The sequence below is a fragment of the Microbacterium sp. CCNWLW134 genome (assembly GCF_037083565.1).
Lineage (GTDB): Bacteria > Actinomycetota > Actinomycetes > Actinomycetales > Microbacteriaceae > Microbacterium.
Map to the genome: position 1 here is coordinate 575,671 of NZ_JBAOJU010000002.1, position 25,563 is coordinate 601,233.

At 72.2% G+C, this 25,563-nt stretch carries 22 protein-coding genes and 1 riboswitch; of the genes, 15 read left to right on the forward strand and 7 right to left on the reverse strand.

Annotation, left to right across the window (positions count from 1 at the left end; translation table 11 throughout):
- Window positions 1-9 precede the first annotated feature (9 nt).
- The 4 genes from V6S02_RS13380 (at window position 10) to V6S02_RS13395 (ending at window position 5,409) form a co-directional block, all read left to right on the forward strand.
- Window positions 10-627: an RNA polymerase sigma factor gene (locus V6S02_RS13380; RefSeq protein ID WP_248241586.1), complete on the forward strand. Its 618-nt coding sequence runs from the start codon at window positions 10-12 to the stop codon at window positions 625-627.
- Entirely contained in the window at window positions 614-1,084 is a 471-nt protein-coding gene (locus V6S02_RS13385) for a hypothetical protein (protein WP_336401236.1), read from the forward strand. The genes V6S02_RS13380 and V6S02_RS13385 overlap by 14 nt, the downstream gene beginning before the upstream one ends.
- A 54-nt stretch (window positions 1,085-1,138) precedes the next feature.
- Entirely contained in the window at window positions 1,139-2,812 is a 1,674-nt protein-coding gene (locus tag V6S02_RS13390) for a S8 family peptidase (RefSeq protein WP_336401237.1), read from the forward strand.
- Window positions 2,813-2,958: 146 nt separating this feature from the next.
- Window positions 2,959-5,409 carry a CHAT domain-containing protein gene (locus tag V6S02_RS13395; protein WP_336401238.1) on the forward strand — a complete coding sequence of 817 codons (2,451 nt, stop codon included), beginning with the start codon at window positions 2,959-2,961 and terminating at the stop codon, window positions 5,407-5,409.
- Window positions 5,410-5,600: 191 nt separating this feature from the next.
- On the opposite strand, the gene V6S02_RS13400 is transcribed toward V6S02_RS13395, so the two are convergent.
- From V6S02_RS13400 to V6S02_RS13420, 5 genes are all read right to left on the reverse strand, one after another.
- Window positions 5,601-6,212, reverse strand: coding sequence for a LysR substrate-binding domain-containing protein (locus tag V6S02_RS13400; protein WP_336401239.1), 612 nt, complete (start codon window positions 6,210-6,212; stop codon window positions 5,601-5,603).
- 38 nt (window positions 6,213-6,250) lie between these two features.
- Window positions 6,251-6,658: a transferase gene (locus tag V6S02_RS13405; protein ID WP_179559830.1), complete on the reverse strand. Its 408-nt coding sequence runs from the start codon at window positions 6,656-6,658 to the stop codon at window positions 6,251-6,253.
- A gap of 152 nt (window positions 6,659-6,810) precedes the next feature.
- On the reverse strand, window positions 6,811-7,584 hold the full coding sequence (locus V6S02_RS13410) for a DNA-formamidopyrimidine glycosylase family protein (protein WP_336401240.1): 774 nt from the start codon (window positions 7,582-7,584) through the stop codon (window positions 6,811-6,813).
- Window positions 7,577-12,328: an ATP-dependent helicase gene (locus V6S02_RS13415; protein WP_336401241.1), complete on the reverse strand. Its 4,752-nt coding sequence runs from the start codon at window positions 12,326-12,328 to the stop codon at window positions 7,577-7,579. Before V6S02_RS13415 ends, V6S02_RS13410 begins: the two co-directional genes overlap by 8 nt.
- A gap of 89 nt (window positions 12,329-12,417) precedes the next feature.
- Window positions 12,418-14,013 (reverse strand): ABC-F family ATP-binding cassette domain-containing protein, encoded by a 1,596-nt coding sequence (locus tag V6S02_RS13420; protein WP_336401242.1) that lies wholly within the window; start codon window positions 14,011-14,013, stop codon window positions 12,418-12,420.
- A gap of 830 nt (window positions 14,014-14,843) precedes the next feature.
- On the opposite strand from V6S02_RS13420, the gene V6S02_RS13425 reads away from it, so the two are divergent.
- The gene (locus V6S02_RS13425; protein ID WP_336401243.1) at window positions 14,844-15,197 is read left to right on the forward strand and encodes a hypothetical protein; all 354 of its coding nucleotides are present in this window, start codon (window positions 14,844-14,846) and stop codon (window positions 15,195-15,197) included.
- A 21-nt stretch (window positions 15,198-15,218) separates the two neighbouring features.
- Here V6S02_RS13425 and V6S02_RS13430 read toward each other — a convergent pair whose 3' ends face one another.
- Entirely contained in the window at window positions 15,219-15,908 is a 690-nt protein-coding gene (locus V6S02_RS13430) for an alpha/beta hydrolase (protein ID WP_336401244.1), read from the reverse strand.
- 87 nt (window positions 15,909-15,995) lie between these two features.
- On the opposite strand from V6S02_RS13430, the gene V6S02_RS13435 reads away from it, so the two are divergent.
- From V6S02_RS13435 to V6S02_RS13465, 7 genes are all read left to right on the forward strand, one after another.
- Window positions 15,996-16,619, forward strand: coding sequence for an NUDIX hydrolase family protein (locus V6S02_RS13435; RefSeq protein ID WP_336401245.1), 624 nt, complete (start codon window positions 15,996-15,998; stop codon window positions 16,617-16,619).
- Between the two features lie 9 nt (window positions 16,620-16,628).
- Window positions 16,629-17,465, forward strand: a complete 837-nt coding sequence (locus tag V6S02_RS13440) for an AlbA family DNA-binding domain-containing protein (protein ID WP_336401246.1) — start codon at window positions 16,629-16,631, stop codon at window positions 17,463-17,465.
- 66 nt (window positions 17,466-17,531) lie between these two features.
- Entirely contained in the window at window positions 17,532-17,786 is a 255-nt protein-coding gene (locus V6S02_RS13445; protein ID WP_336401247.1) for a hypothetical protein, read from the forward strand.
- 183 nt (window positions 17,787-17,969) lie between these two features.
- On the forward strand, window positions 17,970-18,998 hold the full coding sequence (locus V6S02_RS13450) for a TerC family protein (RefSeq protein ID WP_336401248.1): 1,029 nt from the start codon (window positions 17,970-17,972) through the stop codon (window positions 18,996-18,998).
- Window positions 18,995-19,408 (forward strand): hypothetical protein, encoded by a 414-nt coding sequence (locus V6S02_RS13455; protein WP_336401249.1) that lies wholly within the window; start codon window positions 18,995-18,997, stop codon window positions 19,406-19,408. Before V6S02_RS13450 ends, V6S02_RS13455 begins: the two co-directional genes overlap by 4 nt.
- 260 nt (window positions 19,409-19,668) lie before the next feature.
- Entirely contained in the window at window positions 19,669-19,968 is a 300-nt protein-coding gene (locus tag V6S02_RS13460) for a helix-turn-helix transcriptional regulator (RefSeq protein WP_336401250.1), read from the forward strand.
- Between the two features lie 9 nt (window positions 19,969-19,977).
- On the forward strand, window positions 19,978-20,904 hold the full coding sequence (locus V6S02_RS13465; RefSeq protein ID WP_336401251.1) for a DnaJ domain-containing protein: 927 nt from the start codon (window positions 19,978-19,980) through the stop codon (window positions 20,902-20,904).
- A gap of 37 nt (window positions 20,905-20,941) precedes the next feature.
- Here the strand turns inward: V6S02_RS13465 and V6S02_RS13470 are convergent, their stop codons facing one another.
- Window positions 20,942-22,459 (reverse strand): D-alanyl-D-alanine carboxypeptidase family protein, encoded by a 1,518-nt coding sequence (locus V6S02_RS13470; RefSeq protein WP_336401252.1) that lies wholly within the window; start codon window positions 22,457-22,459, stop codon window positions 20,942-20,944.
- 36 nt (window positions 22,460-22,495) lie between these two features.
- Window positions 22,496-22,605, forward strand: a riboswitch (TPP riboswitch).
- Here V6S02_RS13470 and V6S02_RS13475 point away from each other — a divergent pair.
- From V6S02_RS13475 to V6S02_RS13485, 3 genes are all read left to right on the forward strand, one after another.
- Complete coding sequence (locus tag V6S02_RS13475) at window positions 22,599-23,237, forward strand: ECF transporter S component (protein ID WP_336401253.1); 639 nt, start codon at window positions 22,599-22,601, stop codon at window positions 23,235-23,237. (Overlaps the previous riboswitch by 7 nt.)
- A 4-nt stretch (window positions 23,238-23,241) precedes the next feature.
- On the forward strand, window positions 23,242-24,705 hold the full coding sequence (locus tag V6S02_RS13480) for an ABC transporter ATP-binding protein (protein ID WP_336401254.1): 1,464 nt from the start codon (window positions 23,242-23,244) through the stop codon (window positions 24,703-24,705).
- Window positions 24,702-25,490, forward strand: a complete 789-nt coding sequence (locus tag V6S02_RS13485) for an energy-coupling factor transporter transmembrane component T family protein (protein ID WP_336401255.1) — start codon at window positions 24,702-24,704, stop codon at window positions 25,488-25,490. The genes V6S02_RS13480 and V6S02_RS13485 overlap by 4 nt, the downstream gene beginning before the upstream one ends.
- The last annotated feature ends 73 nt before the right edge of the window (window positions 25,491-25,563 follow it).

A 25,563-nucleotide genomic window follows, 5' to 3' on the forward strand; every position in this document is an offset into this window, starting at 1 on the left:
ATGGGCGCTATGACGCATGCTGACGCGGATGCCGGGGTCGACCCTGCCCGCCCCCTGCGTTGGGAGCTCGCCGCCACCCTGTTCCAGCGATGGCGCGGCGGCGACCGCAGCGCGATGGACGACCTCGTCCGACTCATGACCCCCACCCTGTGGCACGTCGTCCGCGCCTACGGCGTCGACGCGGCGCTCGCACAGGACGTCGTGCAGACGACCTGGCTGACCCTGGTGCGGCGCCACGAATCGATCGTGGAGCCGCAGGCGGTATCGGGGTGGCTGACCACCACCGCCCGCCGCGAGGCGTGGCGGGTCGGGCGCCAGCAGCGCCGGGCCGATCCCACCGAGGTCGACGACCTCGAGCCGCACCTGCCGACGCACGAGTCGGCCGAGCAGACCGCGCTCCGCGACGACGCGTCGCGCCGACTCTGGCTCGCCGTGAACCAGCTCAACGAACGGTGTCAGCGCCTGCTGCGGGTGGTCGCCTTCGACGAACGACCCGATTACGCCCGCATCGCGACAGACCTCGCGATGCCGATCGGCTCCATCGGTCCGACGAGGCAGCGGTGTCTCGGCAAACTGCGGGCGATCCTCGCAGAGGAAGGAGAAGACGGCAGAGATGACGACGGATGACTCCGCCGATGCCCGTCTGTTCGCGCGACTGCGCGCGGTGTGGGAGGAGGTCGACCCGATGCCCGCGGGCCTGGTCGACCGGATGGTCGCCGCCGTGGCGGTCGAAGACCTCTCCCGCGAATACGCGCTGCTGACGCTCGTCGAGGGAACGCTCGCGGCGACCCGCGGCGACACCGACACGGCCACGTTGCAGTTCAGCGACGGACGCACGAATGTGCTGCTGCACCTGTCGGTGGCCGAGGACGGCCGACGGCGCGTGGACGGCTGGGTCGACGCCCAACCGCTGTCGATCCGGCTCGTTCAGGACGCGCGGGAGTGGACGACGGATGCCGGCGAGCACGGCCGATTCGCCTTCGTCGACATTCCGCCGGGCCTGACCCGCCTCCGCCTGTCGCTTCCCGCCGTGGCGGGGGAAGCCGACCCCCGCGAGTTCCAGACCCCGCAGTTCGAAATCTGATCCCGCTGCGCCGAATCGGCGCAGCCTCGCCCCTGATCGAGGAGACGCTTCACCATGGTCCGACCCGACGGAACACCCGACTGGCGCGATCGCGTCGACGCCGCCCGCCCCCGCGGGGTGCCCCTCGATCCCACGAGCGAGCGCGTCGAGGGCGTGCGGCCCTATCCGACCGCCTACGACCCCGATCACCTGCTCGTGACCGACGACGAGCTGCTCGACGAGATCCTCTCGATCCTTCGCGGCGCCGCGGGGGACTTCGGGTGGGGGGTTCGTCTGGAGACCGTGAGGGGTGAGCGCCTCACCGACGAGGCGGCGCGGGAGCGCGCGGGCACCGCCCGTCGCGAGCTCGGTCTTCCTCTCGTGCTCGTCGCCCGCATCTTCCCCGACCCGCAGCCGGATCGCGACGACGAGCCCGTTCCGCCCATCGACGCGTGGCGGCTGCTGCAGCGAGCGCGCGGTCGGTCCGACAAGGCGCTCCCGGGAGTGGGACTGGACCACATCATCTCCATCGATCCCTACGGATCCACCAATCCCTATGGCTCGACGAACCCGTACGGCTCCACGAACCCGTACGGCTCGACGAACCCGTACGGCTCCACCAACCCGTACGGGTCGACGAACCCCTACGGGTCGACGAACCCCTACGGGTCGACGAACGCCCCCGGACCCGGCTCCTACGCCTATCCGGGGTCCGGCGGCCGCGAGGTGGTCTCCTACATCGGCGACCCGCCCCGCTGCGACGACGACTCGATCCGGGGGCGCCGCCCCGTGGTCGCCTTCATGGACACCGGATGCGGGCGGCACGCGTGGCTGCCCGACAGCATCGTCGATCGTCATCTCCACAACGGCAGCGACCCGGTCGGCGTCGTGGGGGCGGCCACCGACCCCGAAGAGGTCGGCGACGTGTCAGGGCCCTTCGACGGATTCCTCGACCAGGCAGCGGGGCACGGCACCTTCGTCGCCGGGGTGATCCGCCAGATCGCCCCCGACGCCGATCTGATCTCCATCCGCGTCGCCGACAGCCAGGGCACCCTCCTCGAGGGGGAGTTCCTCGAGGCGGTGCGCGCGGTCGCCGAGCTCGTCATCCGCTACGCCCGCGGTGAGGGTGGCCGGCCGATCGACGTCCTCAATCTCTCGCTGAGCTACTACCACGAGACGCCCGAGGACGGGCAGTTCGACCAGACCCTCGTGACGTACCTCGTCGCCGCGCGCCGGCACGGCTGCGCGGTGGTCTGCTCGGCCGGCAACGATGCGACCGATCGCCCCGCGTTCCCCGCCGCGCTGTGGAAGTGGCCGGATGCCGACTTCACCGTGGAGGACCCCGATGACGCCGCGCCGCACCTGTCGGTCGGGGCGCTCAACCCCAACGGCAGGAGTGTCGCCCTCTTCAGCAACGTCGGCGACTGGGTCCGCGTGTACGCCCCGGGCGTCGCGGTGGTCAGCTCCGCGCCGCCGCTGAACGGCGGCATCCAGGCAGGCACGCGCAACGACCGCTACGGCCTCCGGCGCGAGACCATCGACCCCGACGACTTCACCGGCGGCTTCGTCATCTGGAGCGGCACCTCCTTCGCCGCCCCGCACATCGCCGGCGCGCTCGCCGAGATGGTCGGGGTGGGGCTCATGGACGGCTCCCTCGATGAGCTGCCCGGCCCCCGGGTGAAGGCGCTCCGCAAGGCCGGCGCGCAGCTGGAGAAGGAGTGGAAGGGCACGACCCGGGCACCCGCCTGAGTTCCTCGGCGCGGGGCCGTGCGCAACGGCGGGGACCGCGAGCGACACGCCGCTCCGCGGCATCCGGAGTCGGCGTGCCCGCCCCTCGGTCCCGCCGCCCGGAACCCCTGCCCTGCGCCGAGATCGCGTCTGCGCCAAGATGAAGGGTGGCCACGAGAAGCGCCGAGGATCTGCACCGGCTCGCCGTCGAGCTGTGCATCTCCGGACGGTACGCGCGGGCCCTCTCGGTTCTCGCGCTGGCGACCGGCCGCACGGATGACCCCGATCTCCGTGCGCGCATCGAGGGCACCCGGGCGTTGGCGCTGCAGCGCACCGGATCGCCGTCCGAGGCCGAGGAGGTGCTGCGCGAGGCGCTGGCGGCTCGAGGCTTGACCGCGCACACCCGCGCGATCCTCCGTGGCCAGCTCGGGGCTCTGGCGATGTACGGCGGACGACTCGATGAGGCCGAGCGCCTGTTCGGCGAGGCCGTCGAGGCGCTGGACGATACCGATCCGCTCGCCGCCGCCCGGGTGCGCATGAATCGGAGCCTCGGTCGGATGCAGCGGCGAGACCTCGAGGGAGCCGCGGCGGACGCGGAGTGGGCGGCCACCCGTTTCGCCGCTGCCGGCCTGGCCACGGATGAGTCGCACGCCCGCCACAACCTCGGGTACATCGCCCTGTTGTCGGGCGATCTCGTCTCGGCGCTGGAGGCGATGCTCATCGCCCGGCCCGCCGCGGCCACCACCCCCGTTGCGGGAGCGGTGGGCGACATGGACAGGGCCGAGGTCCTGCGCGAGGCCGGGCAGACCACCGAGGCGGAGCGACTGCTCGAGCGCGTCGCGGCGGTCTTCGGTGCCCACCGGATGCCCCAGTCGCGGGCTGAGGCGGAGTTCCAGCTGGCGCGATCGCTCCTCGCCCACGACCCGGACCGTGCGCGGAAGGTCGCGCTCGCGGCATCCCGCAGATTCCAGCGGCTCGGGAACGACACCTGGGCGCACCGGGCCGAGGCCATCGGGCTGCGGGCCGGAATGCCGTCGCCGCGGCGACGCGCACGGGAAGAGGTGGCAGAGAGGGTGGACACGCTGGCCACCGCCCTCGCACGGGAGGGCTTCCGAGGCGAGGCGACCGCGCTGCGCCTGACGGCCGCCGCCGCCGACTCCGCGCTCGACGGGCGCCCGGTCCGCATCCGTGACGACGCCCCGCTGGAGGTGCGACTGATCGGTCACGAGGTCAGGGCGGCGCGCGCCGCGCGGCGCGGTCGCTACGGCGACGTGCGCCGGTACGCCGCCCGGGGGATCGACACGCTCGCCGCCTGGACGGGTTCGTTCGGGAGTCTCGACCTGCAGACCTCGGCGGCGATGCACGGAGCCCGCCTCATGTACGCCGGTCTCGACGCCGCCCTCCGCTCCCGCGATCCGGAGATCGTGTTCGAGTGGGCCGAGCGCGCCCGCCACCTCAGTCAGCAGTCGACACCGCTGCGCCCGCCTCCCGATCCGCAGCTGGCCGCCGAGCTCGCCGAGCTGCGCACCATCCGGGCCGAACGTCCGGGCGCGGATTGGCTGGACGAGCCGCGTGCGGCCGAGCTGCGGGAGCGCGCGCGTCGCCGGCAGTGGGCCCACACGCGCGCCGGGGAGACGGCCGAACGCGCGACGCTGCCGAACGTACGCGACGCGCTCGACGCCGACACCGCCGTGCTCAGCTTCCTCTACACCGGCTCGCGCCTGGCCGTCCTGGTGTCCGACAGCGCACGCGACACCCTCGTCGCGCTGGAGGGTCCGGATCGGATCGGCGCTCTGCTCTCGGGCTTGCGAGCCGATCTCGACATGGCGGCGGCCGTGCGATCGGGGCCGCTGGTCTCGGTGGTCCAGTCCGCGCTGCAGACCCGACTCGCCGAGCTCTCCGCCGGCCTCCTCGACCCCGTGCTCACGCGCACCGATCGGCGTCGACTGGTGCTGACCGTCCCCGGCATGCTCAGCGGGGTGCCATGGGGGATGCTCCCGGCGATGGAGGGCCGCGTGTTCACTGCGGCGACGTCCGCGACCCGGTGGGTGCGGGCGATGTCCGGCACCGCGTCCGCGCCGAGCGCGTCGACCGCATTCGTGGTCGGGCCGGGGGTGCCGCGCGGTGAGGAGGAGGTGGCCCGGGCGCGGGTCGCGTGGCCGTCGGCCGCGACCCTCGTCGGCGCCGATGCCACGGTGCGCGGGGCGGCCGAGCTCGCCGCGTCATCCGGTGTCCTCCACGTCGCCGCGCACGGGCGCCACACGGCCGACAATCCGCTCTTCTCCGGTCTCGAACTCGCCGACGGCGTGCTCTTCGGCTACGACATCGATCTCATCCCCGAGGTCCCCCGCGTGGTGGTGCTCTCGGCGTGCGAGGTGGGGCGCTCCTCCGTGCGATGGGGGGAGGAGGCGCTGGGGATGACGCGGATCTGGCTTCACGGCGGAGCGGAGTCGGTCGTCGCCGCGCCCGTCCGGGTGGCCGACGACGATGCGTGCGAACTGCTGGCCGCGATGCACGAGGGTCTCGCGGCCGGTGAGGCACCCGCCGAAGCGCTCGCAGGAGCGGCCGCCCGGACGGGGATTCGCGCGCCGTTCCAGGTGCACGGCCGCGGATTCTGAAAAAGATCCGTCCGCGGTGTATCAGGGGCTCCGCGTGGGGCTCCGACACTGTGAAGCGGCAGTGAGTGCGGTCGGCCGAAGCCCGACCGGGGGGCACTCAGGATCTGCCGGGGGGCGCGCTCCCGCGGGGCGTGAGGATCCGTGCTGCTTCCAGGGGTGTCGCGGAGGTTTCGGTCCGCGGCACCCCTGCCTCATGTGCGCGAGGAACGGGCGCTGCGTCCGCGGACGATCCCGATGAATGTCTGGATGTGCGCGCCTGTCTCGTCGTCGACGTCGTCGACCGGCCAGGCCAGCCCGACGGATGACCGCGGGCCGTCGGTCAGCGGACGGAACGTGGCATCGCGGCGATGATGCAGCCGGGCGAGCGACATCGGGACGATGACGATGCCGGCGCCGCTGGCCGCCGTGGCGATCGCCTCCGCCGTGTCGAGCGAGCCGCTCGAGGATGCCACGACGACGTCGGGGGTCGCGATCCCGAGGACGTCGTCGGAGGGGATGTAGACCGTCTCGCCGGCCAGGTCGTCTGAGGTCAGCTCATCCGCCACGCTGAGGTGCGAGTCGGTCGACATGACGACGACCGGGACCTCCTCGTACAACGGGATGAGGTGCAGTCCGTCCCGGTCGAGGGGAAGGCGCACGAGCGCCGCATCGACCTCGCCGGCGGTGAGACTCCGTCGCTGCTCCGAAACGGCGACGGGAATCAGTTCGAGCGGGACCCGTGGCATCCGTTCTCTCCAGATAGCGATCCACTTTCCGGGGGTCGCCCCGGGAACCGCGCCGAGACGGAACGGACGGGCTGCCATGGATTCAGGCTAGCCGTGCCGCCGATGGGCCGCCGATCTCATGCGGCCAGACGGAAGCCTCGCCGGTCTGTCGCGACGCGCTCGCCGTCGGCGATCGTCTCGTCGTCACGGATGAGGGAGTTCACCGCGACCCGCGCGTTCGCGCCGATGTTCGTCCGCACGCCGATGCGAGCGCCGGCGCCGATGACGGCACCGGGTCCGACGTGGGCGTGAGGTGCGATGTGGGCTTCGGGGCCGATGAGGGCCTCCGCCTCGATCCACGCACCGCGTCCGACACGAGCGCCGGCCGCGATCTGCGCGCCGGGTTCGACGTAGGCGCCGGCTTCGACGATGGCAGTCGGGTGCACCTTCGCGCCGTGGGCGATCAGTCCGCGCCCGTTGACGTGCTTGCGGTAGCGGAGCGTCTCACCCTGGTCGTTCTCGATGTCGACGTAGTTCTTACCCACGATCTCCTCCTTCAGCGCGGTTGTTGCGCCGAGTACAGATACAACCGATGCCTGCACAGATACATTCCCTCGCATCAGCCTTCTTGGATGCAGGGGCTTGCAAAGTCTTCGTCGCGGAGGTAGGCAGCGGATGGGTGGACGGGCTGGACAGATCAGGTCTGACAGACCGGGCACCAGAAGATGATGCGCTCCCGCGTCGGATCGGCCCCGAGTTCTCCGCCGATGATCTGCGTGCCGCATCGTCGGCAGGGCCGTCCCTCACGGCGATAGACCCAGGTGCTCTGACCGGGGCGCGAGTCGCCGGTGAACGTCCGACCCGAGCGATCGCGGTTGGCCCGGATCATCCGTGCCCCGACATCGAGCAGTGCCGCCGCGTCGACCTCGGGTGCGGGGGTGGTGGGACGGATGCCGCGGACGAAGAGGATCTCGTTGGCGTACTCGTTGCCGAACCCCGCGACGTTGCGCTGCTCCAGCAGGGCGACATGGATCTCGCGCGGGTCTGCGGAGACCCGTCGTGCCGCCTCGGCCAGGTCCCAGTCCTTCGACAGGGGATCGGGGCCGAGGTGATCGACAAGCTCGCCTTCGCGTTCGGTCGGGACGACGGCGATGTCCGCCAGGTCGAATCCGACGGTGTCCCACTCCGTCGTGCCGACGATCGCACGGACCTTGTACCCGGGCTTGCGCCACCTCCCGCCGCGGCGATAGACGTGCCACTCGCCCTCCATCTTCAGATGGCTGTGCAATGTCCAGGAGCCGATGCGGTGCAGGATGTGCTTGCCCCGCGGAACCACCGCGTGCACGGTCTCACCGGACAGGTCGACCGTCGCCACCTGCGGAACCCGCAGATCGAAGCGCGCCACCGGGTGACCGGCGAGTGCCTCGTGGAGCCGCCGCGCCGCACGGAACACGGTGTCGCCCTCAGGCACGGCGCCCCGGTCCTCCCGCACCGGCTGCGGCCGCGGTGGCGCGGCGCAGTGTCAGACCGCGCGGGCTCTCGACGAAACCGGCCTCGCGCAGGGCGCCTCCCACGGACGTGCCGAGAACGAACGAGCCGTTGACCTGTTCGATCGTGACCGTGTCGAGCCGGCGCGCGGCGATCGTCGCGGCCAGGTCGCGCGCTGCCGACTGCAGTGAGGCGACATCATCGGTGAAGGCGAGGGTCGATTTGCCCCCGCGCTCGACGTACAGCACCAGACGACCGTCGACGAGGACGACGAGGCCGCCGGCTTTCCGGCCGGGGCGGTGGGAGACGCCCTCGACCCGAGGCCAGCCAAGAGCGGCGCCGTAGGGGTTGGCGGGGTCGGTCGCAGCGAGGGTGACGGCGGCCCGTGGCGGCGGGTCGGCCAGAGCGGCGAAGTGGCGCAGGCGATCGACCGTGCTCGACGCGGCGAACTGGGCGGCGCCGAGCTTCTCGATCACGTACCCGCGTCGGCAGTGACCGGCCTCCTCGAAGCCCGCGAGCACCCGGTACGCCTGAGCGAAGCCGCCCGGCATCCCCTCGGATTGCACGGAGCCGCGCGTCACCACCCCGTAGCGGTCGAGCAGCAGGCTCGCCGCCGCCGTCGCCCGCAGCGCGGGGTCGGGCTCGACCGCGGGAAGGAGCGACCAGCGCCCGCCGATCGCCGGCGGGCGCGGCGGTGCCGACGGGGTGACACGGGGCAGCGCCGCGCCGCGATACATCCGCGCGCGCGGCGCACGCCGGCTGACGCGGTGGGCCTGCGAGCCACCGGCGAGAAGGGTGCGAATGGGCGCGAAGGTGTCGTTGGTGACGCGACCGGTCCACGTCAGCGCCCAGAGGGCATCGATCACGGACTGCTCGTTCTCGGCGTCGGCCAGTGAGCGCAACTGAGCCGCGAAGTAGGCGCCGCCGGCCTCGAGCACCTCGATGATGCGCGCTTCGAGCGAACCCTCGGTGAGCTCGTCCTCGGTCGGTGCGAGCGTGAGCGGCACGGTGTCGGCCGGATGCAGGGCGATCCAGCCGTCGCGCCCGGGAAGCGACCCGTGTCCGGACCAGACCACCTCGCCGCTGGTGGTCAGCTCGTCCAGCAGGGCCGGGGTGTAGTCGCTGACCCGCGAGGGGAGGATGAGCGACTCCCATGCGCTGGCCGGGATGGGAACCCCCGCCAGCTGCTCGACGACGGCGGCGACGCCGTCGATGCCTTCGAGGGGCCGGGTGACATGCTGCCACTCGGGCAGGAATCGCGCGAAAGCGTCGGGGGGAACGGGCTCGACGCTGCCACGGATGGCGGCGAGCGAGCGCATCCGCAGGCGGCGCAGCACCTCGCTGTCGCACCACTCGGCCTCTTCGGCGCGACCGGTCCGGTCGTCGCCCACGGGAAGGAAGAACCCGCTCGAGAGGCGCCCCTGCGCTTCGAGGCGCTGCAGGGTGAGGCGGGCGACCGCGGTGCCGATGCCCAGGCGGGTGGCGACGTCATCGGTTCGGAACGGGCCGTGGGTGCGCGCGTAGCGCGCGACGAGGTCGCCGAGCGGATCGGCCAACGGCTCGAGGAACGCCACCGGGATGCCCACGGGCAGGGCCACGCCGAGAGCGTCGCGGAGACGACCGGCGTCTTCGATGCCGGCGACGCGGGGCACACCGCCGATCGTGACGGGGATCGCGCGTCGCGACTCGACGAGGGCGTCGAGCAGTGCCTGGGCGGTCTTCCGCTCGGGTGCGGCGGATGCCGCCCCTTCGTCCGGCTGAAGGCGCGCGGTCACGTCGTCTGCGTCGAGCGGCCCGAGCAGTCGCAGCAGATCGGCGACCCCTTCGATCCCCTTCACTCGGCGTTCGGGGTCGAGCCGCTGCACTTCGCGTTCGAACTGCGTGATGACGTCGGGATCGAGCAGCTCCCGCATCTCGACCTTGCCGAGCAGTTCGCCCAGAAGCGCGGGGTCGACCGACAGGGCGGCAGCGCGACGCTCGGCGAGCGGCGAGTCGCCCTCGTACATGAACGCTCCGACATATCCGAACAGCAGGTCGCGAGCGAAGGGGGACGGCTGGCTGGTGGTCGTCTCGATCAGCCGGATGCGACGGTCGGCGATGCTCGCAGCGATGCGCAGCAGCGCCGGCAGGTCGTACACGTCCTGCAGCACCTCGCGGAGTGTCTCGAGGATGATCGGGAAGGTCGGGTAGCGCCGCGCGACCTCGAGCAGCTGGGCGGCACGTTGACGCTGCTGCCACAGCGGGCTCCGGCGGTTGGGGTTCGTCCGCGGCATGAGGAGGGCGCGGGCGGCGCATTCGCGGAACCGGGAGGCGAACAGCGCCGACCCGCCGACTTCGTCGGTGACGATCTGCTCGAGCTCGTCGGGTTCGAACACGAACAGCTCCGCGCCGGGCGGCTCGGCTGTGGCATCCGGCACCCGGGCGATGATGCCGTCGTCGCTGGCGACGGCCGCGCCTTCGACGCCGAGGCGCTCGCGGATCCGGGCGTTCACCGCGAGCGCCCAGGGCGCGTGCACCTGCATGCCGAACGGGGAATGAAGGATGACACGCCAGTCGCCGACCTCGTCGCGGGAGCGCTCGACCGTCAGCGTGCGGTCTGTCGGGAGGGATCCGGTCGCCTCGCGCTGCTCGGCGAGGTAGGTGAGGAGGTTCTGCTGCGCGTGGGGGTCGAGCCCCGCGGCGTCGAGGCGCTGCGCCGCCTTCTCGGGCCCCGCCGAGGTCACTTCTCGAGAGAACTTCCCGAGGGCTTCGCCGAGTTCGGCGGGGCGACCGATCCCGTCACCGTGCCAGAAGGGAAGCTTGCCCGGCTGGCCGAAGGCCGGCACGACGTTCACCCGGTCGTGCGTGATCTCCACGATTCGCCAGCTGGTCGTGCCGAGCGTGAACACGTCGTTGACGCGGGATTCGTAGACCATCTCCTCGTCGAGCTCGCCGACGCGGGCGTTGCTGCTCTCGCCGGCGACGAACACCCCGAACAGCCCCCGGTCGGGGATCGTCCCCCCACTCGTCACGGCGATCCGCTGGGAGCCGGGACGACCGGTGAGGGTGCCGTGGTCGCGATCCCACACGAGCCTCGGCCGAAGCTCGGCGAACTCGTCCGACGGGAAGCGCCCGGCCAGCAGGTCGAGTGTGGCCTCATAGGCGGAGCGGGGGAGGGTGCGGAAGGGGGCGCTGCGTTTGACCGTCTCGAACCAGCCCTCCACGTCGATCGGTCCGAGGGCGCACGCGGCGACGGTCTGCTGGGCGAGGATGTCGAGGGGATTCTGCGGGACGGCGATCGCCTCGATCTGTCCGGCGAGCATCCGCTCGGTGACGATCGCGGTGTGCAGCACATCGCCACGGTGCTTGGGGAACAGGGCGGCGCGGCTGATCTCGCCCACCTGGTGGCCCGCACGCCCGATGCGCTGCAGCCCCGATGCAGCCGACGGCGGAGCTTCGACTTGGATGACGAGATCGACCGCGCCCATGTCGATACCGAGCTCGAGGCTCGACGTCGCCACGACGCAGCGGAGCACGCCCGACTTCAGCTCCTCCTCGACCTGGGCGCGCTGCTCCTTCGACACCGAGCCGTGGTGGGCCTTCGCGAGAACGGCGGGCGCGCCGGCCGACGACCCGGCCTGGGCCATCATCGCCGCCGGGACCGTCGGATCGGGGACCTCGGCCCCGATGCGCTCGGCGTAGATCTCGTTCAGCCGACCGGTCAATCGCTCGGCGAGACGTCGAGAGTTGGAGAATACGATCGTCGATCGGTGGGCGAGGATGCGGTCGACGATCGCCTCCTCGACGTGCGGCCACAGCGACCCGGTCCGCTCCTCCGGAGCGGAGTCCGGTGCGTACCAATCGCCGGAGGCGTCGCCGCCGTCCACCGGTTCGGGGGGTGCTCCCGGCGGCGGTGGCGGATTGAGCATGTCTTCGACGGGCACCACCACGCGCAGGTCGAACGCCTTGGTCGATCGTGGTGCGACGATCTCGACCGGTTGCGACCCTCCGAGGAACCGGGCGACCTCGTCGATCGGACGGACCGTGGCCGAAAGGCCGATGCGCTGCGCCGGCGCCGCGCCCGCATCGTGCGACTGACGCAACGCGTCGAGGCGTTCGAGGCTCACCGCCAGGTGCGCGCCGCGCTTGGTGGCGGCCACCGCGTGCACCTCGTCGATGATGACCGTGTGCACCTCGCGGAGAGTCTCACCGGCCTGGCTGGTGAGCATGAGGTACAGCGACTCGGGCGTCGTGATCAGGATGTCGGGGGGATCGGTGACGAGCTTGCGGCGGTCGCTCGATGAGGTGTCACCCGACCGCACACCGACGGTGACGTTCGGCACAGGCTGGCCCAGGCGCCGGCCCGATTGGCCGATGCCGACCAGCGGCGAGCGGAGGTTGCGCTCGACGTCGACCCCCAGGGCCTTCAACGGCGAGATGTAGAGCACCCGGGTCTGGGCAGGCGGAGTCGCCCGGGCGCCGCGGCGGCGACGGGGAGCATCGTCGGAGGTCGTCGCCGGGGCATCCTTCTCCCGGAAGATGCGGTCGATGGCCCACAGGAACGCCGACAGCGTCTTGCCCGAGCCGGTCGGTGCCACCACGAGTGCGTGCTTGCCGTGGGAGATCGCATCCCATGCCCCGGCCTGCGCCGCGGTCGGTTCGGCGAAGGCGCCACGGAACCAGTCCTGGGTCGCAGGACCGAAGCGGCCGAGCACCTCAGGTGCCGCCACCGTCGAGGCGTCGCTCATCCCTCCATCTTCCCGCGCACCTCCGACATCGGGGCGGGCTTGACCGGACCCCTCCTCATTCCCCGTCCTGCGGGTTCTCTCCGCTGAGGTCAGGGCTCATCCAGCGCACCGTCCCGCAGCTCGAGCACGAGGTCCACGCCGAGCCGGCCGAGGAACGCGTCGTCGTGGCTGACGACCAGTACCGCCCCCCGATACGACGAGAGCGCTGCGACGAGCTGGTCGACGGTGTCGAGATCGAGGTTGTTCGTCGGTTCGTCGAGCACCACAAGGTGAGGTGCCGGGTCGGCCAGGAGGAGGCGGGCCAGCGCCACCCGGAATCGCTCCCCGCCTGACAGCGCCGACACCGGGCGGTCGACCGCCGCACCGCGGATGAGGAATCGGGCGAGCCGGTTGCGCAGTTCCACCGTGCCGGTGTGCGGCGCGGCGGCGGCGATGTTCGCGAGCACGGAATCCTGATCGTTCAGCCCGTCGACCCGCTGCGGGAGGTAGCCGATCCGGTCGGTGTGAGGTTCGATCAGGATGTCGCCGACGGAACCGCCCCCGCCGACGAGCCGTTCCAGCAGGGTGGTCTTCCCCGCCCCGTTGGGGCCGACGAGGGCCACCCGTTCAGGGCCCTGGATGATCCACGCGCGCTGATCGCCGGCGAGGGTGGCGATGCGGCGTCCCGCCGCGACCCCCGGGTCGGGGAGGTCGATGCGCACCGCGTCGTCGTCGCGGATCCGACGCTCGGCGAGGTCGAGGGCTGCACGGGCGGCCTGCTCGCGGTCTGCCATCTCGCCGCGGTACTTGCCCGCAGACACCTGGGCGGCCCGCTTCAGCCCGCCCGCGACGATCTTCGGAACGCGCTTCTCGCGCTCTGCCTTGCGTCCCATCGCCAGGCGGTGCGAGATCTTCGTCTCGGCTTCGATGCGGTCGCGGCGCTCTCGGCGGTAGTGCTGAGCGGCGGCGCGCTCGGCCTGGCGCGCCGCGTCTTGTTCCGCATCGAGCCAGGCTCGCCACTGCGAGTAGGGCCCGCCGAACACCGACAGCGTGTGGTCGTACAGCTCGGCGGTGTCGTCCATGCGCTCGAGCAGGGAGATGTCGTGGCTGACGACGATGAGCGTTCCCTGCCACTGGTCGACCAGGTCGTAGAGGCGGTGGCGCGCATCGCGATCGAGGTTGTTCGTCGGTTCGTCGAGCAGGGTGATGGCCGCCCCGCCCGCGCGGATGCCCGCGATCGCGGCGAGCACGGCCTCGCCGCCCGAGAGCTCTCCCACGCGGCGGTCGAGCATGTCGGGCTGGAGGCCCGCCTCCGCGAGGGCGGCGTGACAGCGCGCCTCGATGTCCCAGTCGTCGCCGACGGCGTCGAAGTGCCGCAGGGCGACATCGCCGGCCTCGATCGCGCGGACCGCGCGCAGGGCCGGGCCGGCGCCCAACAGGTCGGCGACGGGGATATCGACGTCGAGCGTCAGCCGCTGCGCGAGGGTCGCCACATCACCGGTGCGCTGGATGCGCCCCGCAGTCGGGATGAGATCGCCGGCGACGAGGCGGAGGAGAGTGGTCTTGCCCGTGCCGTTTCGGCCGACGAGGCCCGTGCGGCCCGCGGGAAAGGAGCCCGAGACGTCGCGGAGCGCGACCGTCCCGTCGGGCCAGTGGAAAGAGACGTCGTCGAGGACGACGGAGGGGTGAACGGATGACTGCGGCACGAGGCCTCCCGGGTGTCTGAGGGATGCGCAGACACCGGGCGCCGAGATGCGGCAGAGAAGACCTGACGGATGCGGCGGGTCGACGGTGTCAGCGCGTGAACGCGGAGCCGTCGGATACCTTCACCGGATTTCCTCACGTCGGGGACAGGACCTGAACACTGTAGCGGGTCATCCCGGGCGGCGCGCAAGGGTGAAGCGGCCTCGACCCGTCGAGAAACGCTGCCCGTGGGCCGTGCGGGCCGCGCTTTCTGACGGCTTGCGGGGTGAGCGGCGCTTCGCGCGCGCCGGCGCGTAGCCGACCCGTCGAAAAACGTCGCCCTCGCGCCGAGCGAGCCGCACTTTCTGGCGGGTCGCGGGGCGAGCGGCGCTTCGCGCGCAAGGGTGAAGCGGCCTCGACCCGTCGGAAAACACTGCCCGTGGGCCGCGCGGGCCCCACTTTCTGACGGGTCGCGGGATGAGCGGCGCTTCGCGCGCGCCGGCGCGTAGCCGACCCGTCGAAAAACGTCGCCCTCGCGCCGAGCGAGCCGCACTCTTTGACGGGTCGCGACGGGATGCGGCGCTTCGCGCGGTAAAGGCCGGGTCGCGCGGAGCGCGCGGCAGCGCGCGCTGTGCGCCCGACGGCCCGACGGCCCGACGGCCCGGCGATTCGGCCACCCGTCAAGAAGTGCTGCCTTGGCGATGCGCGAGCCGCACTTTGTGTCGGGTCGCGTGCCGCGCGCTATCGACCCGGCGACCCGATCGCGCGCCCCTCGCACTCTCCGCCGAGGGGCGGAGCGGAATCCGCCCGGCGAGGGACGCGCACAGCAGACGCCGCGCATAGCGTGAGGCCCATGGTCGAAGACGAAGGCGCCGACGGGGGTCGCCCCGATCGGCGGACAGGGGGATGGATCGGCGGGATCGCCATCGGAGTCGCCGTGGGCGTGGCGATCGGTCTGGCGCTCGGCAACGTCGGCGTGGGCATCGCGATCGGCGCGGGGATCGGGATGGTGCTCGCTCTGTCGTTCGGCGCGGCCCGGTCGCCGTCGAGGCGTCGCCCCGATCGCTCGGGTGGAGGGGAGGCCGCCGGAGCTACGGGGGCTGCGACCTGGGATGATCGGCACTCCACCGACGGCGGCTTCGACGGAGGCGCGGGCGCCGGCGGCGACGGGGGTGGCGGGGGCGGCGGAGGCGGCGGAGGCGACTGACGCCGACCCTCTCGGCCCGACCTACCCGGCCCCGGCCTCGGTCTCCGCCATCGCGGCGAGGCGCTTGTCGAGGAAGACCTGCACATCGCGCAGCTCATCCTCCGAGACACTGTGGGTGAGCCCCGGGTACAGCCTCCCGCTGAGGTCGACATGCTCGGGGAGCCAGCTCGTGGTGTGATCCACCAGAGCCGCGGGGATGACGTCGTCGCGGGAGCCGCGACCCCAGAACACCGGCGGACGCCGGGCGGCGAGGGCGGCGTCGCCGGGAAGCGCACCCGGCGTGACGTAGCCCGACAGGTTCACCGCGAAGGCGAACCGCTCGTGGTCCAGGCGCAGCGCCTGCAGGGCGACGGCGGCGCCCTGCGAGAAACCCAGGAGGCCGACGCTCGTCGCCGGCGCGGCCGCGGCATCCAGCCAGTGCAGGAATGCCTGCGCAGCCGACGTGACGGCCCCCGGATCGCGGCTCTGCAGGCCCTCGATGGGGTACCAGGAGTATCCGGGTGAGGGCCACGGCGGGGTCAGCGGTGCCCGCACCGCGGCGACGACGAAGTCGGACGGGAGAAAGGGGACCAGCCCGAAGAGGTCGCGCTCATCGGCGCCGTAGCCGTGCAGCAGCACCAGCAGCGGACGCCCGGTGCGGTCATCGGGATCCGCCGACCACAGCACCAGGTCGTCATCGAGGGCGAGGGTGGGAGCGGGCTCGTCGGACATGCCGACATCCTTCCAGAGGTCGCCGACAGCTCCGCCCCGGCGTCCCTGCTCCTCGGTGATCGCGACACCTCGGGGTATACATGACCTATGCCGGTGCGCACCCCTGATCCCGACCCGAGCGAGAACGACGACGCCCGCAGCGCTCGCCGCGATCCGCTCGACGGGCTCGGCGGCGGTTCGACGGGCTCGTCGGCCAACCCCGGATGGCTGAGCGACATCGAGCTGGCCGAGGCCCGCCGACGCCTCCCGATGCTCTACGTCGAGGCCATTCCCGTCCGCACCGACGGCATGGGTCAGGTGATCCAGGTCGGCATCCTGCTGCGCGCGACCCCCGTCGGGGAGATCACCCGCTCGATCGTGTCGGGTCGGGTGCGCTACGGCGAAACGGTGCGAGACGCGTTGTTCCGCCACCTCGAAAACGACCTCGGCCCGATGGCCTTCCCGCTCCTGCCGCCTCAGCCCGTGCCTTTCACCGTGGCCGAGTACTTCCCCCTCCCCGGCGTCAGCGCGTTCCACGACGACCGGCAGCACGCGGTGTCGCTGGCGTTCGTCGTGCCGGTCACCGGCACCTGCGAGCCGCGTCAGGACGCGCTCGAAGTCACCTGGCTCTCGCCCGACGAGGCGTCGACCGACGCTGTCGCGGCGGAGATGGAGGGTGGCCGCGGAACCCTCATCCGCCTCGCGCTGGCGAGCGTGGGCGCGCTGCGCTGAGAGGGACGGATGCCGCAGAGCCCCCTCCTGGTCGACTTCGCCGTCGCGCTGCCGATCTCCGTCGGCATCGCGTATCTGCTCGCCCGGCTGATCCTCGCGATCTTCGGGCGCCGCCTGTCACTGAGCGTCACGGCGATGACGCTGATCTCGTTGCTCGGATTCAGCGTGGGGATCTTCCTGGCCGGAATGTTCCTCTATGGTCAGCGGCTCTGGATGCCCACCACCCTCCTCCTCACCTTCGGAACGAGCCTCGGGCTGTCGTTCCTCGTCGCGGCGATCGTCGCCCTCACGCAACGCGGGGTCGGCGACACCGATGTCTCGGCGGTGCTGCGCGCGGGGGAGTCGGAGCGCTCGGAGTTCAAGGAGACGGCGCGCTGGAACGTGCGGGAGAGCAAGAAGGATGCGCGGATGGAGCTCGCGATCGCCAAGACGATCGCCGCATTCCTCAACAGCCGCGGCGGCGTGCTCGTCATCGGCGCGAACGATGCCGGTCAGGCGGTGGGACTCGACCGCGACCTCGCGACCCTGCGGACGCCCGATCACGACCGATTCGAGCTGTGGCTGCGCGACATGCTCTCCACGGCGCTCGGTCGGAACGCGGCGGCGCTGCCGCGCATCCGGTTCGTCAGCGTCGCTCCCGGCGACGCGGTCGTCTGCGCCGTGGAGTGTCCGCCGTCGCCGAAGCCCGTGTTCCTCGCAGGAAGTGGGGGTGGTGCGACGACGGAGCTATGGATCCGCGTGGGCAACTCCACCCGGGCGCTGCCGGTCGATGAGGCCCTGGAGTACGTGCAGCGGCACTGGCGCCCGACGCTTGCGTCGGTCTTGACGGGGCGCCCCGCGGGTTGAGCGCCTTCGCCCGATCTCCGCCCTGCGGGGGAGGGATACGCCGACACGAGCGCCTAGCCTCGAGAGATGACCGACACGAATCATCCTGGATCGCCCACCCAGATCGCGGTGTGGTACTTCGTCGGCGCGACGTTCGCCTTCTCGCTTCCGAACCTGTTCTTCCCCGACGCGGAGCTGTGGACCCGCATCCTGCTCTTCGTCGCGGGCATGGCGCTGATGATCGCCGGCGGATTCCGCCTCGCGCAGGAAGTCGGCGCGCGCCGCGGCGGGTCGAGGGGCGACGTGCCGCCGCCGCCCGCGACGGGGCCGTCCGGCGACTGAGGGCGACCCACCCCTGCGCGTCGTCCGGGTGCACCCGCTTGCGCCCAAAGCATGAACTATGCTTCACTATTCCCCGAAGGGGAGTAATCCTCGCGACGCATCGACAGTACGGTCACCCGTGTGACCCGGTGCGCGGGCAACGGACGCCGATGAGACCTTCACGACACTCGTGGAGGTTCTCTCATGTCCGTCCCCCTCTGGGCCTGGTTCGCCGTCCTCGGCGTCATCGTCGCGATGCTCGCCGTTGATCTCGTCGCCCACCGCAAAGCCCACGTCATCGGCGTCCGCGAGGCCGCGGCCTGGTCGGTCGTCTGGGTGCTCTCGGGCATCACGTTCGGCATCGTCGTCTGGAACTCGTGGGGCGCGGAGTTCGGCCAGCAGTACTTCGCCGGCTACGTGATCGAGAAATCCCTCGCCGTCGACAACGTCTTCGTCTGGGCGATCATCTTCGCCGCGTTCGCCGTGCCCCGCGAGTATCAGCACCGCGTGCTCTTCCTCGGTGTCCTCGGCGCCCTCGTCTTCCGCGGGATCTTCATCGCCGCCGGCGCCGCGCTCATCGAGAACTTCTCGTGGATCCTCTACGTCTTCGCCGCGTTCCTCATCCTCACCGGCATCCAGATGATCCGCACCCGCAACGAGCACGTCCACCCCGAGAAGTCGCGGACCCTGAAACTCTTCCGCCGCTTCGTGCCCATGACCGACGCGTATCACGGGCAGCGCTTCCTGGTCCGCAAGGCCGGCGTGCTGCTGGCGACCCCGCTGCTGGCGGTGCTCGTGCTCGTCGAGGTGACCGACATCATCTTCGCCGTCGACTCGATCCCTGCGATCTTCGCCGTCACCAGTGAGCCCTTCCTCGTCTTCACCGCCAACGCGTTCGCAATCCTGGGGCTTCGGGCGATGTACTTCCTCCTCGCCGACCTCATCCACCGCTTCCGCTACCTCAAGATCGGTCTTGCCTTCGTGCTCGTCTGGGTCGGCGTGAAGATGGCCCTCCTCGACGTCGTGAAGATCCCGACCCTCGTGTCGCTCGCGGTCGTCGCCGCGATCATCGCGATCGCCATCACCGCGTCGCTCGTCGCGACCCGGGGACAGGGTCGCCGAGAGATCGAGGTCGAGTCGGCGGGAGCCTTCCGAACCGCGACCGAGGAGGAGATGGCCGAACTCGAGCCGGTCTTCCGCTCGCGTCGCGCCCTGGCCGGGAGCCGGCGATGAGCGAGACCACCCGAACGCGCCGGCCCCGCGCGGCTCTCCTCATCGCCCTCCCGGCCCTCGGGCTCCTCGCCCTCCTGACCCTCGCATTCGTGAGCGGACCGGAGAGCAGGTGCGGCAATCCGTTCGGATGCGGCAGCGTGAGAAATGCCGGGGACTCCGACCTCACCGTGGTCGCCTTCGAAGCGGATGGCACGGAGCGGGCCACCTACGCCGTCGCGCCGGATTCGCGCGATCTGCTGCTGGGGGTCACGAATGAGGTCGCCGTGCCCGAGGCGTCCTGCCTCACCGTCCACGGCGGGCCCTTCTGGCTGGACCGTGTGCAGGTGCAGACCACCGCCGACACGGCGCGAGTGCCGATCGACCACTGGGGCGCGCGCGTCGATCTCCAGGCCGGCGCCTGCGCCGACTGACGGCGCGGCCGCGCCCACGCCCCCCCTCCCTCCCGCTCCCTTCCCGCGAGAGTGCATCTGCGCGCCGAGAACGCGGGGTCCACCCGCATCCTCGGCGCCCAGATGGATTCTCGCCGGGGGAGCGGGGAGGCGGGGACGCGGGGAGGCGCGGAGGTGGGGAGGCGGAGGGAGGGGGGCGCGGAGGCGGGGAGGCGGCGCAGGGCGAGGGGGCCGGGGAGGCGGGGTTGGCGGGGCGCGGGTGCGCGCGACACAATCGAGGGATGGCAAGCGGCGGCTCGTGGACGTTCCTCACCCACCACGCGCACGTCCTCGTCGCCGTCGCCGACAACAACGACGTCACCCTCGCCGAGATCGCCCGCATCGTGGGGATCTCCGAGCGGTCGGCGGTGACGATCCTGAACGACCTCGTCGCCGAGGGCTATGTCGAACGCGAGCGCCGCGGGCGCCGCAATCACTACACGGTGCGCGGGACGCAGCCGCTGCGGCATCCCTCCAACGCCGGCCACACGATCGGCGACCTGATCGGCGCTCTCAGCCGAGTCTCGATCAGCAGCGCATAGCCTGAAACGGTGTTCGACAGCCCGTTGTCCGCCTCGGCCTACGAGGTGCTGCAGGTCGACCCCACGGCCGATGACGAGACCCTCCGCCGCGCCTACCGCCTGCGGCTGCGCCAGACCCACCCCGACACCGGCGGCGACGCCGCGGTGTTCGTGCAGGTGCAGCGTGCCTGGGAACTCGTCGGCACCGCCGAGGCCCGCGCCGCCTACGACCGCGGTCACGGGTTCGGTGCCGAGCCGGCACCGGAATGGTCCGGATGGCGCCCGCCGGCGCCCCGCGCCGACACCCGCCCCCGCGCCCGGTCGTACGGGCACCCCGGCGGGTGGCGTCGCGAGCGCTACCTGACCCTCATCCGCGAGTGGGTCGGACGCGGCGTCACCCTCGACGATCCCTACGACCCGGCGCTCGTCCGCTCCGCACCCCACCACCTGCGCCGCCTGCTGGCCGACGCCCTCGCCGAGGAGGAGACCGCCCGCACCGTCGCCGACCTCGGCATGGGCTACACCGTGTGGCACGACGTCGCCGCCTCGGGCCGCGACGGCGACCCCGACGTCAAGCTCGACCACATCGTGCTCGGCCCGAGCGGACTGTTCGGCATCCTCTCCGAGGACTTCGGCGGACCGGTCGGGGTTCGCCGGGGCGAGATCGTCGGCGACGGGATCCCCGAAGGATCGGTCGCGGGACTGCTGTCGCGGATGCGGGTGGTCTCCCGCGCCGCGAGAGTGAAGTTCACCGGCGCCATCGTGGTGCTCCCCGACGAGGACGTCACCGAGATGATCCAGGAGCTCGGCAAAGTCAAGGGCGTCCCCGTGGCGCTCGTCTCGCGCAGCGCCCTGGCCACGGTGCTCCGACGCGGCCTGCCCGGTGCCCGCGCCATCGGCGGCACCGAGCTGTTCGAGATCCGCACCCGGCTCCAGCACACGGCGCAGTTCGTCTGAGCCCCGACGGGCCGGCGGGCCGGCGGACCCGCCGCGCTCAGCCCGTCAGGCCGAACAGCTCCAGCGGATGCGTGAGCCGCCACCAGAACGACGGCTCCCCGACGTCCTGCGCGAGCTCGAGCCCGACGACGCTGTCATCCAGCGCGCCGGTCGCGGTGAGCGCGCCGACCGTGTCGCCTGCGGCGCGGAGATCGTCGAGGTCGAAGGTCGACTCGACGGTCGCCGTGCCGCCGTTCCACGCGATGACCGCGGCATCCGCGCTCGTCACGATCGGGACGTCCTCGCCCCAGGCGGTGCGGACGTACCCGGCCGTCGTGCCCGCCGGCACCGCGACCGTCGGTTGCAGCTCGGCCTCGAGCTGGGCGTAGAGGGCGCGGGATGCTGCAAGGCGCGCCTCATCATCGGGCTGACCGAGGACGGCGGCGTAGAGGGTCACCGGTGTCTCGGCGACCGTGATGTTCTTCGCCGAGAGCAGGCTCCACCGGTCGAGGGTGCCGGTCTTGATGCCGACGACGCCCGGGTCGGCGAGAAGGCCGTTGGTGTTGGTCACCAGTCCCGCGCCGGGGATCTCAACGGCCTGCTTGGCGACGATCTCGGCGACCACAGGGTTGGCCAGGGCGCGCTGGGCGAGCGGGATGAGCGCGTCGGGGCTGGCGCTGTTGCGCGCGTCGATGCCGGTGGGCTCGACGATCGTGATCCCGTCGATGCCATGCGTGTCGAGCCAGCTGGCCGCCGCGTTGGCGAAGACCGCGTCGGTGGGATAGAGGTATGACGCGAGGCGGTCGGCGTAGTTGTTCGCGGATCCGATGAGGATGCCTTCGAGCATCTGGTACATCGACAGGGTGCCCCCGACGGGGACGTCGAGGGCGGATTCGCCGCCGGCGAGGTAATCCCAGTACTCGTCGCTGTCGCGCCCGGTGAAGCGGAACTCCGGACCCGGCTCGCCCGGGGCCAACGGCAGCTCGTCGAGCACGACGAGGGCGGTGACGACTTTGGTGATGCTCGCGATGGCGTCGCGGTCTGCGCTGGAGGCCAGCGGTCCGCCGATCCCCTCGACGGCGACGGCGGCGCTCCCCTCGGCGGGCCAGACCGGAGCCGCGGCGGGAGCTGCCGCCGGCAGCACCTGCACCGCCTCGACCTCGGGGGTCACGGCATACAGCGGCCAGAGCCCGGTGGTCGCGGCGTAGCCGCCGAGGAGGCCGAGGATCACCGCGGCCAGGATGACGACGCCGGGGCGGAGGATCGAGCGGCGCGGGGCGCCGGCGAGCAGATCGGCGCCCACCGGCACATACGGCACACCCCCGCCGGAGAGGTCGGTGAACCCGGGCGGGCGGGCGAGGATCGCAGACTCGTCGACCCAGGTGAGGGCGGTGGGATGCCGCGACGCGGTGACGATCGACGGTTCGGCCAGGCTCGATCTGGTGGGCGACGGCGCCGCGTCGCCCTCGGGGGCGGTCAGCACTCCGGCGTGAGACGGCGAGTCCGCAGCATCCGTCTCCCCCTGGTGCCGGCGCAATGCGCGACGCGTGAGGGGGTGCCGGTCGTCCTCCGCCATTCGCCTACGCTACAACGCCGACGGCGATATGATGATCGCCGAAACCACGGGAGTCCGGCGAGCCGGGCTGAGAGGGAGCGATTCGCGCTCCGACCGTCGAACCTGATCTGGGTCATGCCAGCGCAGGAAGGGAGTACTGATGCACACGCATACGTCCACGTCCGCGTCGTCGACCACCGGCACCGGGGGCGCTCACCGCTTCCGGTGGCGCGTCATCGACATCGTCATCGCCAGCGTCCTCGGCGTGGCCGCGGGTCTGGTGTTCCTGCTGTGGAACATCGCCTACCTCGGGCCGAGCAACTTCCTGAGCCCGCTCCTGCCGGGTCTGCAGGGCCTCCTCGACGGGCCGTGGCTGTTCGCCGGCGTGCTCGGAGCGCTCATCATCCGCAAGCCCGGCGCGGCGCTGTACACCGAGACGCTCGCCGCGGTGGTCTCGGCCCTCGTCGGCAACACGTGGGGCGGGTTCCTCACGATCGAGGCCGGTCTCGTCCAGGGCCTGGGCGCCGAGCTGATCTTCCTGATCTTCTTCTACAAGCGCTGGAGCCTCCCCGTCGCGGTGCTGGCGGGCATGGGCGCCGCGCTCGCGGGCGGCATCAACAACCTCATCCTCTGGTACCCCGGCTCGGGGGGACTGTTCATCACGGTGTACCTCGCCAGCACCCTCGTCTCAGGGGCGCTCATCGCCGGGGCGCTGTCGTGGGTTCTCGCGCGGGGCCTTGCCGCGACCGGCGCTCTCGACCGCTTCGCGATCGGGCGCGAGGCGCGCGCGCGCGTCTAAACCGGTGGACTCGACCGGAACACGTCCGGGCGCGCTCGAGGCGCGGGGCTGGGGATGGCGACACGCCTCGCGCCGGGCGTGGGCGGTCACCGACGTGTCGCTGCGCATCGACCCCGGGGAGCGCGTGCTCCTGCTCGGTGCGTCGGGCTCGGGCAAGTCGACCCTCCTCCACGGGTTCGCCGGCGTCCTCGGCGAGGGGGAGGACGGCGAGCGCGCCGGCGACCTCTTCATCGACGGGATGCCGGCGGCCGAGGCCCGAGGGAGGGCCGGCCTCGTTCTCCAAGACCCCGACGCGCAGGTCATCCTCGCCCGCGTCGGCGACGACGTCGCCTTCGGCTGCGAGAACCTCGGCGTGCCCCGCGCCGAGATCTGGCCGCGGGTGCGGACCGCCCTCGACGCCGTCGGCCTGGAGGTGCCGCTCGACCACCCGACCAAGGCGCTCTCGGGCGGGCAGAAGCAGCGATTGGCGCTCGCCGGAGCGCTGGCGATGCGCCCCGGCATCCTGCTTCTGGACGAACCGACCGCCAATCTCGACCCCGCGGGCGTGGTCGAGGTGCGCGACGCGGTGGCGCGCGTGGCGGCCGAGACGGGTATGACGCTGGTGGTCGTCGAGCACCGGGTCGACGCGTGGCTGCCGGTCGTCGACCGGGTCGTCGTCCTCGGGGGCGGGGGCGGGGGGATCGTGGCCGACGGTGCGCCCGATGAGGTGCTCCGGCGAGACGGGGAGGCTCTCACCGCGCAGGGTGTCTGGGTGCCCGGGCGTCCGCCGCGGCATCCGGCACCGGCGCCCCTCCCGCCCGGCGACGTGCTCCTCGAGGCGGACGACCTCGAAGTCGCGCGCGTGCGCGACACGCCGGTCGCCCGTGTCCGCCGTGCGGTGGTCCGCGAGCGCGAGGTGCTGGCGATCACGGGGCCCAACGGGGTCGGCAAATCCACGCTGGGGCTGACGCTGGCGGGACTGGTGCCCGCGGCATCCGGTTCCCTTACGGCGACCGAGACGCTCGCCGGCGGCGCGGGCACGACACCCATCCGGTGGAGCTCGCGGGCACTTCTCACCCGCATCGGGACGGTGTTCCAGGAGCCCGAGCACCAGCTCCTCGCCCGCACTGTGCGTGACGAGCTCGCGGTCGGGCCGCGTGCGCTCGGCATGGCCGCGCCCGATGTCGAAGCCCGCGTCGACGAGCTGCTGCGGCGGCTGCGGCTCGATCACCTCGCGGCGGCGAACCCGTACACGCTTTCGGGCGGCGAGAAGCGTCGGCTGACGGTGGCGGCGGCGATCGCGACCCGGCCGCGGGTGCTGATCCTCGACGAACCCACCTTCGGGCAGGACGCCCGCACCTGGAGCGAGCTCGTCGCGTTGCTTGCAGAGCTCCGCGACGCCGGGACGGCGATCGTCGCGATCACGCACGACCGCGAGGTGGTACGGGCGCTCGGCGCCGACGAACTGGAGATGGGGGCGGTCGGATGACGCTCGAGCGCACCCGCGCGCGCACCGGCCCGGTCGCCGCGATCAACCCCGTCGCCAAGCTCGGCGCGGCGGCACTTCTGACCGTGCCGCTCGTGCTGACCCTCGACCCGGTGTCGGCGGGGGTGGCCCTGCTGCTCGAGTTCGCGCTGTTCCCGTTCGCAGGCCTCGGCTGGCGCGAGTTCTGGCGGCGCACGTGGCCGGTGTGGCTCGCCGCACCCCTCACGGCGCTGACGATCGCGCTCTACGGCGAGACGTCGGGACGGGTGCTGCTGGAGCTGTTCGTCGTCCGCGTCAGCGAAGGGTCGCTCGAGCTGGCGTTCGCCACGATGCTGCGCGTGCTCGCCATCGCGCTGCCCTCGGTCGTGCTGTTCGTCACCGTCGACCCCACCGACCTCGCCGACGGGCTCGGCCAGGTGCTGCGGCTGCCCTCGCGCTTCGTGCTCGGGGCGCTCGCGGGGCTGCGCATGGTAGGGCTGTTCCTCGACGACTGGCGGGAGCTCGAGCTCGCGCGCCGCGCGCGCGGAGTCGCCGACCGCGGGCGGGTGCGGCGCTTCCTCGGCATGGCGTTCGCCCTGCTCGTGCTGTCGCTCCGCCGCGGGGCGACCCTCGCCACCGCGATGGAGGCGCGCGGATTCGGCGCGCCCGGCCGCCGCACCTGGGCCCGGGAATCAACGTTCGGGCGCCGCGAGTGGGCGCTGCTCGCCGTCGGCGCGGCGATCGGTGCGATCGCCGTCGGCGCGGCGGTCGTCGCCGGCACGTGGAACCTCATCCTCGGGCCGGGCTGAGGGTAGGGCTACCGGGTCGCGCTGCGGGTCGGGTCGCCCGGAGCGCGCGCGGGTACCTGCGTGGCAACGCCCT

Coding starts and splice junctions, on each gene's coding strand:
- V6S02_RS13380 (WP_248241586.1), top strand. CDS start 10: ATGACGCATGCTGACGCGGATGCCGGGGTCGACCCTGCCCGCCCCCTG.
- V6S02_RS13385 (WP_336401236.1), top strand. CDS start 614: ATGACGACGGATGACTCCGCCGATGCCCGTCTGTTCGCGCGACTGCGC.
- V6S02_RS13390 (WP_336401237.1), top strand. CDS start 1,139: ATGGTCCGACCCGACGGAACACCCGACTGGCGCGATCGCGTCGACGCC.
- V6S02_RS13400 (WP_336401239.1), bottom strand. CDS start 6,212: ATGGCAGCCCGTCCGTTCCGTCTCGGCGCGGTTCCCGGGGCGACCCCC.
- V6S02_RS13415 (WP_336401241.1), bottom strand. CDS start 12,328: ATGAGCGACGCCTCGACGGTGGCGGCACCTGAGGTGCTCGGCCGCTTC.
- V6S02_RS13425 (WP_336401243.1), top strand. CDS start 14,844: ATGGTCGAAGACGAAGGCGCCGACGGGGGTCGCCCCGATCGGCGGACA.
- V6S02_RS13430 (WP_336401244.1), bottom strand. CDS start 15,908: ATGTCCGACGAGCCCGCTCCCACCCTCGCCCTCGATGACGACCTGGTG.
- V6S02_RS13435 (WP_336401245.1), top strand. CDS start 15,996: ATGCCGGTGCGCACCCCTGATCCCGACCCGAGCGAGAACGACGACGCC.
- V6S02_RS13440 (WP_336401246.1), top strand. CDS start 16,629: ATGCCGCAGAGCCCCCTCCTGGTCGACTTCGCCGTCGCGCTGCCGATC.
- V6S02_RS13445 (WP_336401247.1), top strand. CDS start 17,532: ATGACCGACACGAATCATCCTGGATCGCCCACCCAGATCGCGGTGTGG.
- V6S02_RS13450 (WP_336401248.1), top strand. CDS start 17,970: ATGTCCGTCCCCCTCTGGGCCTGGTTCGCCGTCCTCGGCGTCATCGTC.
- V6S02_RS13455 (WP_336401249.1), top strand. CDS start 18,995: ATGAGCGAGACCACCCGAACGCGCCGGCCCCGCGCGGCTCTCCTCATC.
- V6S02_RS13460 (WP_336401250.1), top strand. CDS start 19,669: ATGGCAAGCGGCGGCTCGTGGACGTTCCTCACCCACCACGCGCACGTC.
- V6S02_RS13470 (WP_336401252.1), bottom strand. CDS start 22,459: ATGGCGGAGGACGACCGGCACCCCCTCACGCGTCGCGCATTGCGCCGG.
- V6S02_RS13475 (WP_336401253.1), top strand. CDS start 22,599: ATGCACACGCATACGTCCACGTCCGCGTCGTCGACCACCGGCACCGGG.
- V6S02_RS13485 (WP_336401255.1), top strand. CDS start 24,702: ATGACGCTCGAGCGCACCCGCGCGCGCACCGGCCCGGTCGCCGCGATC.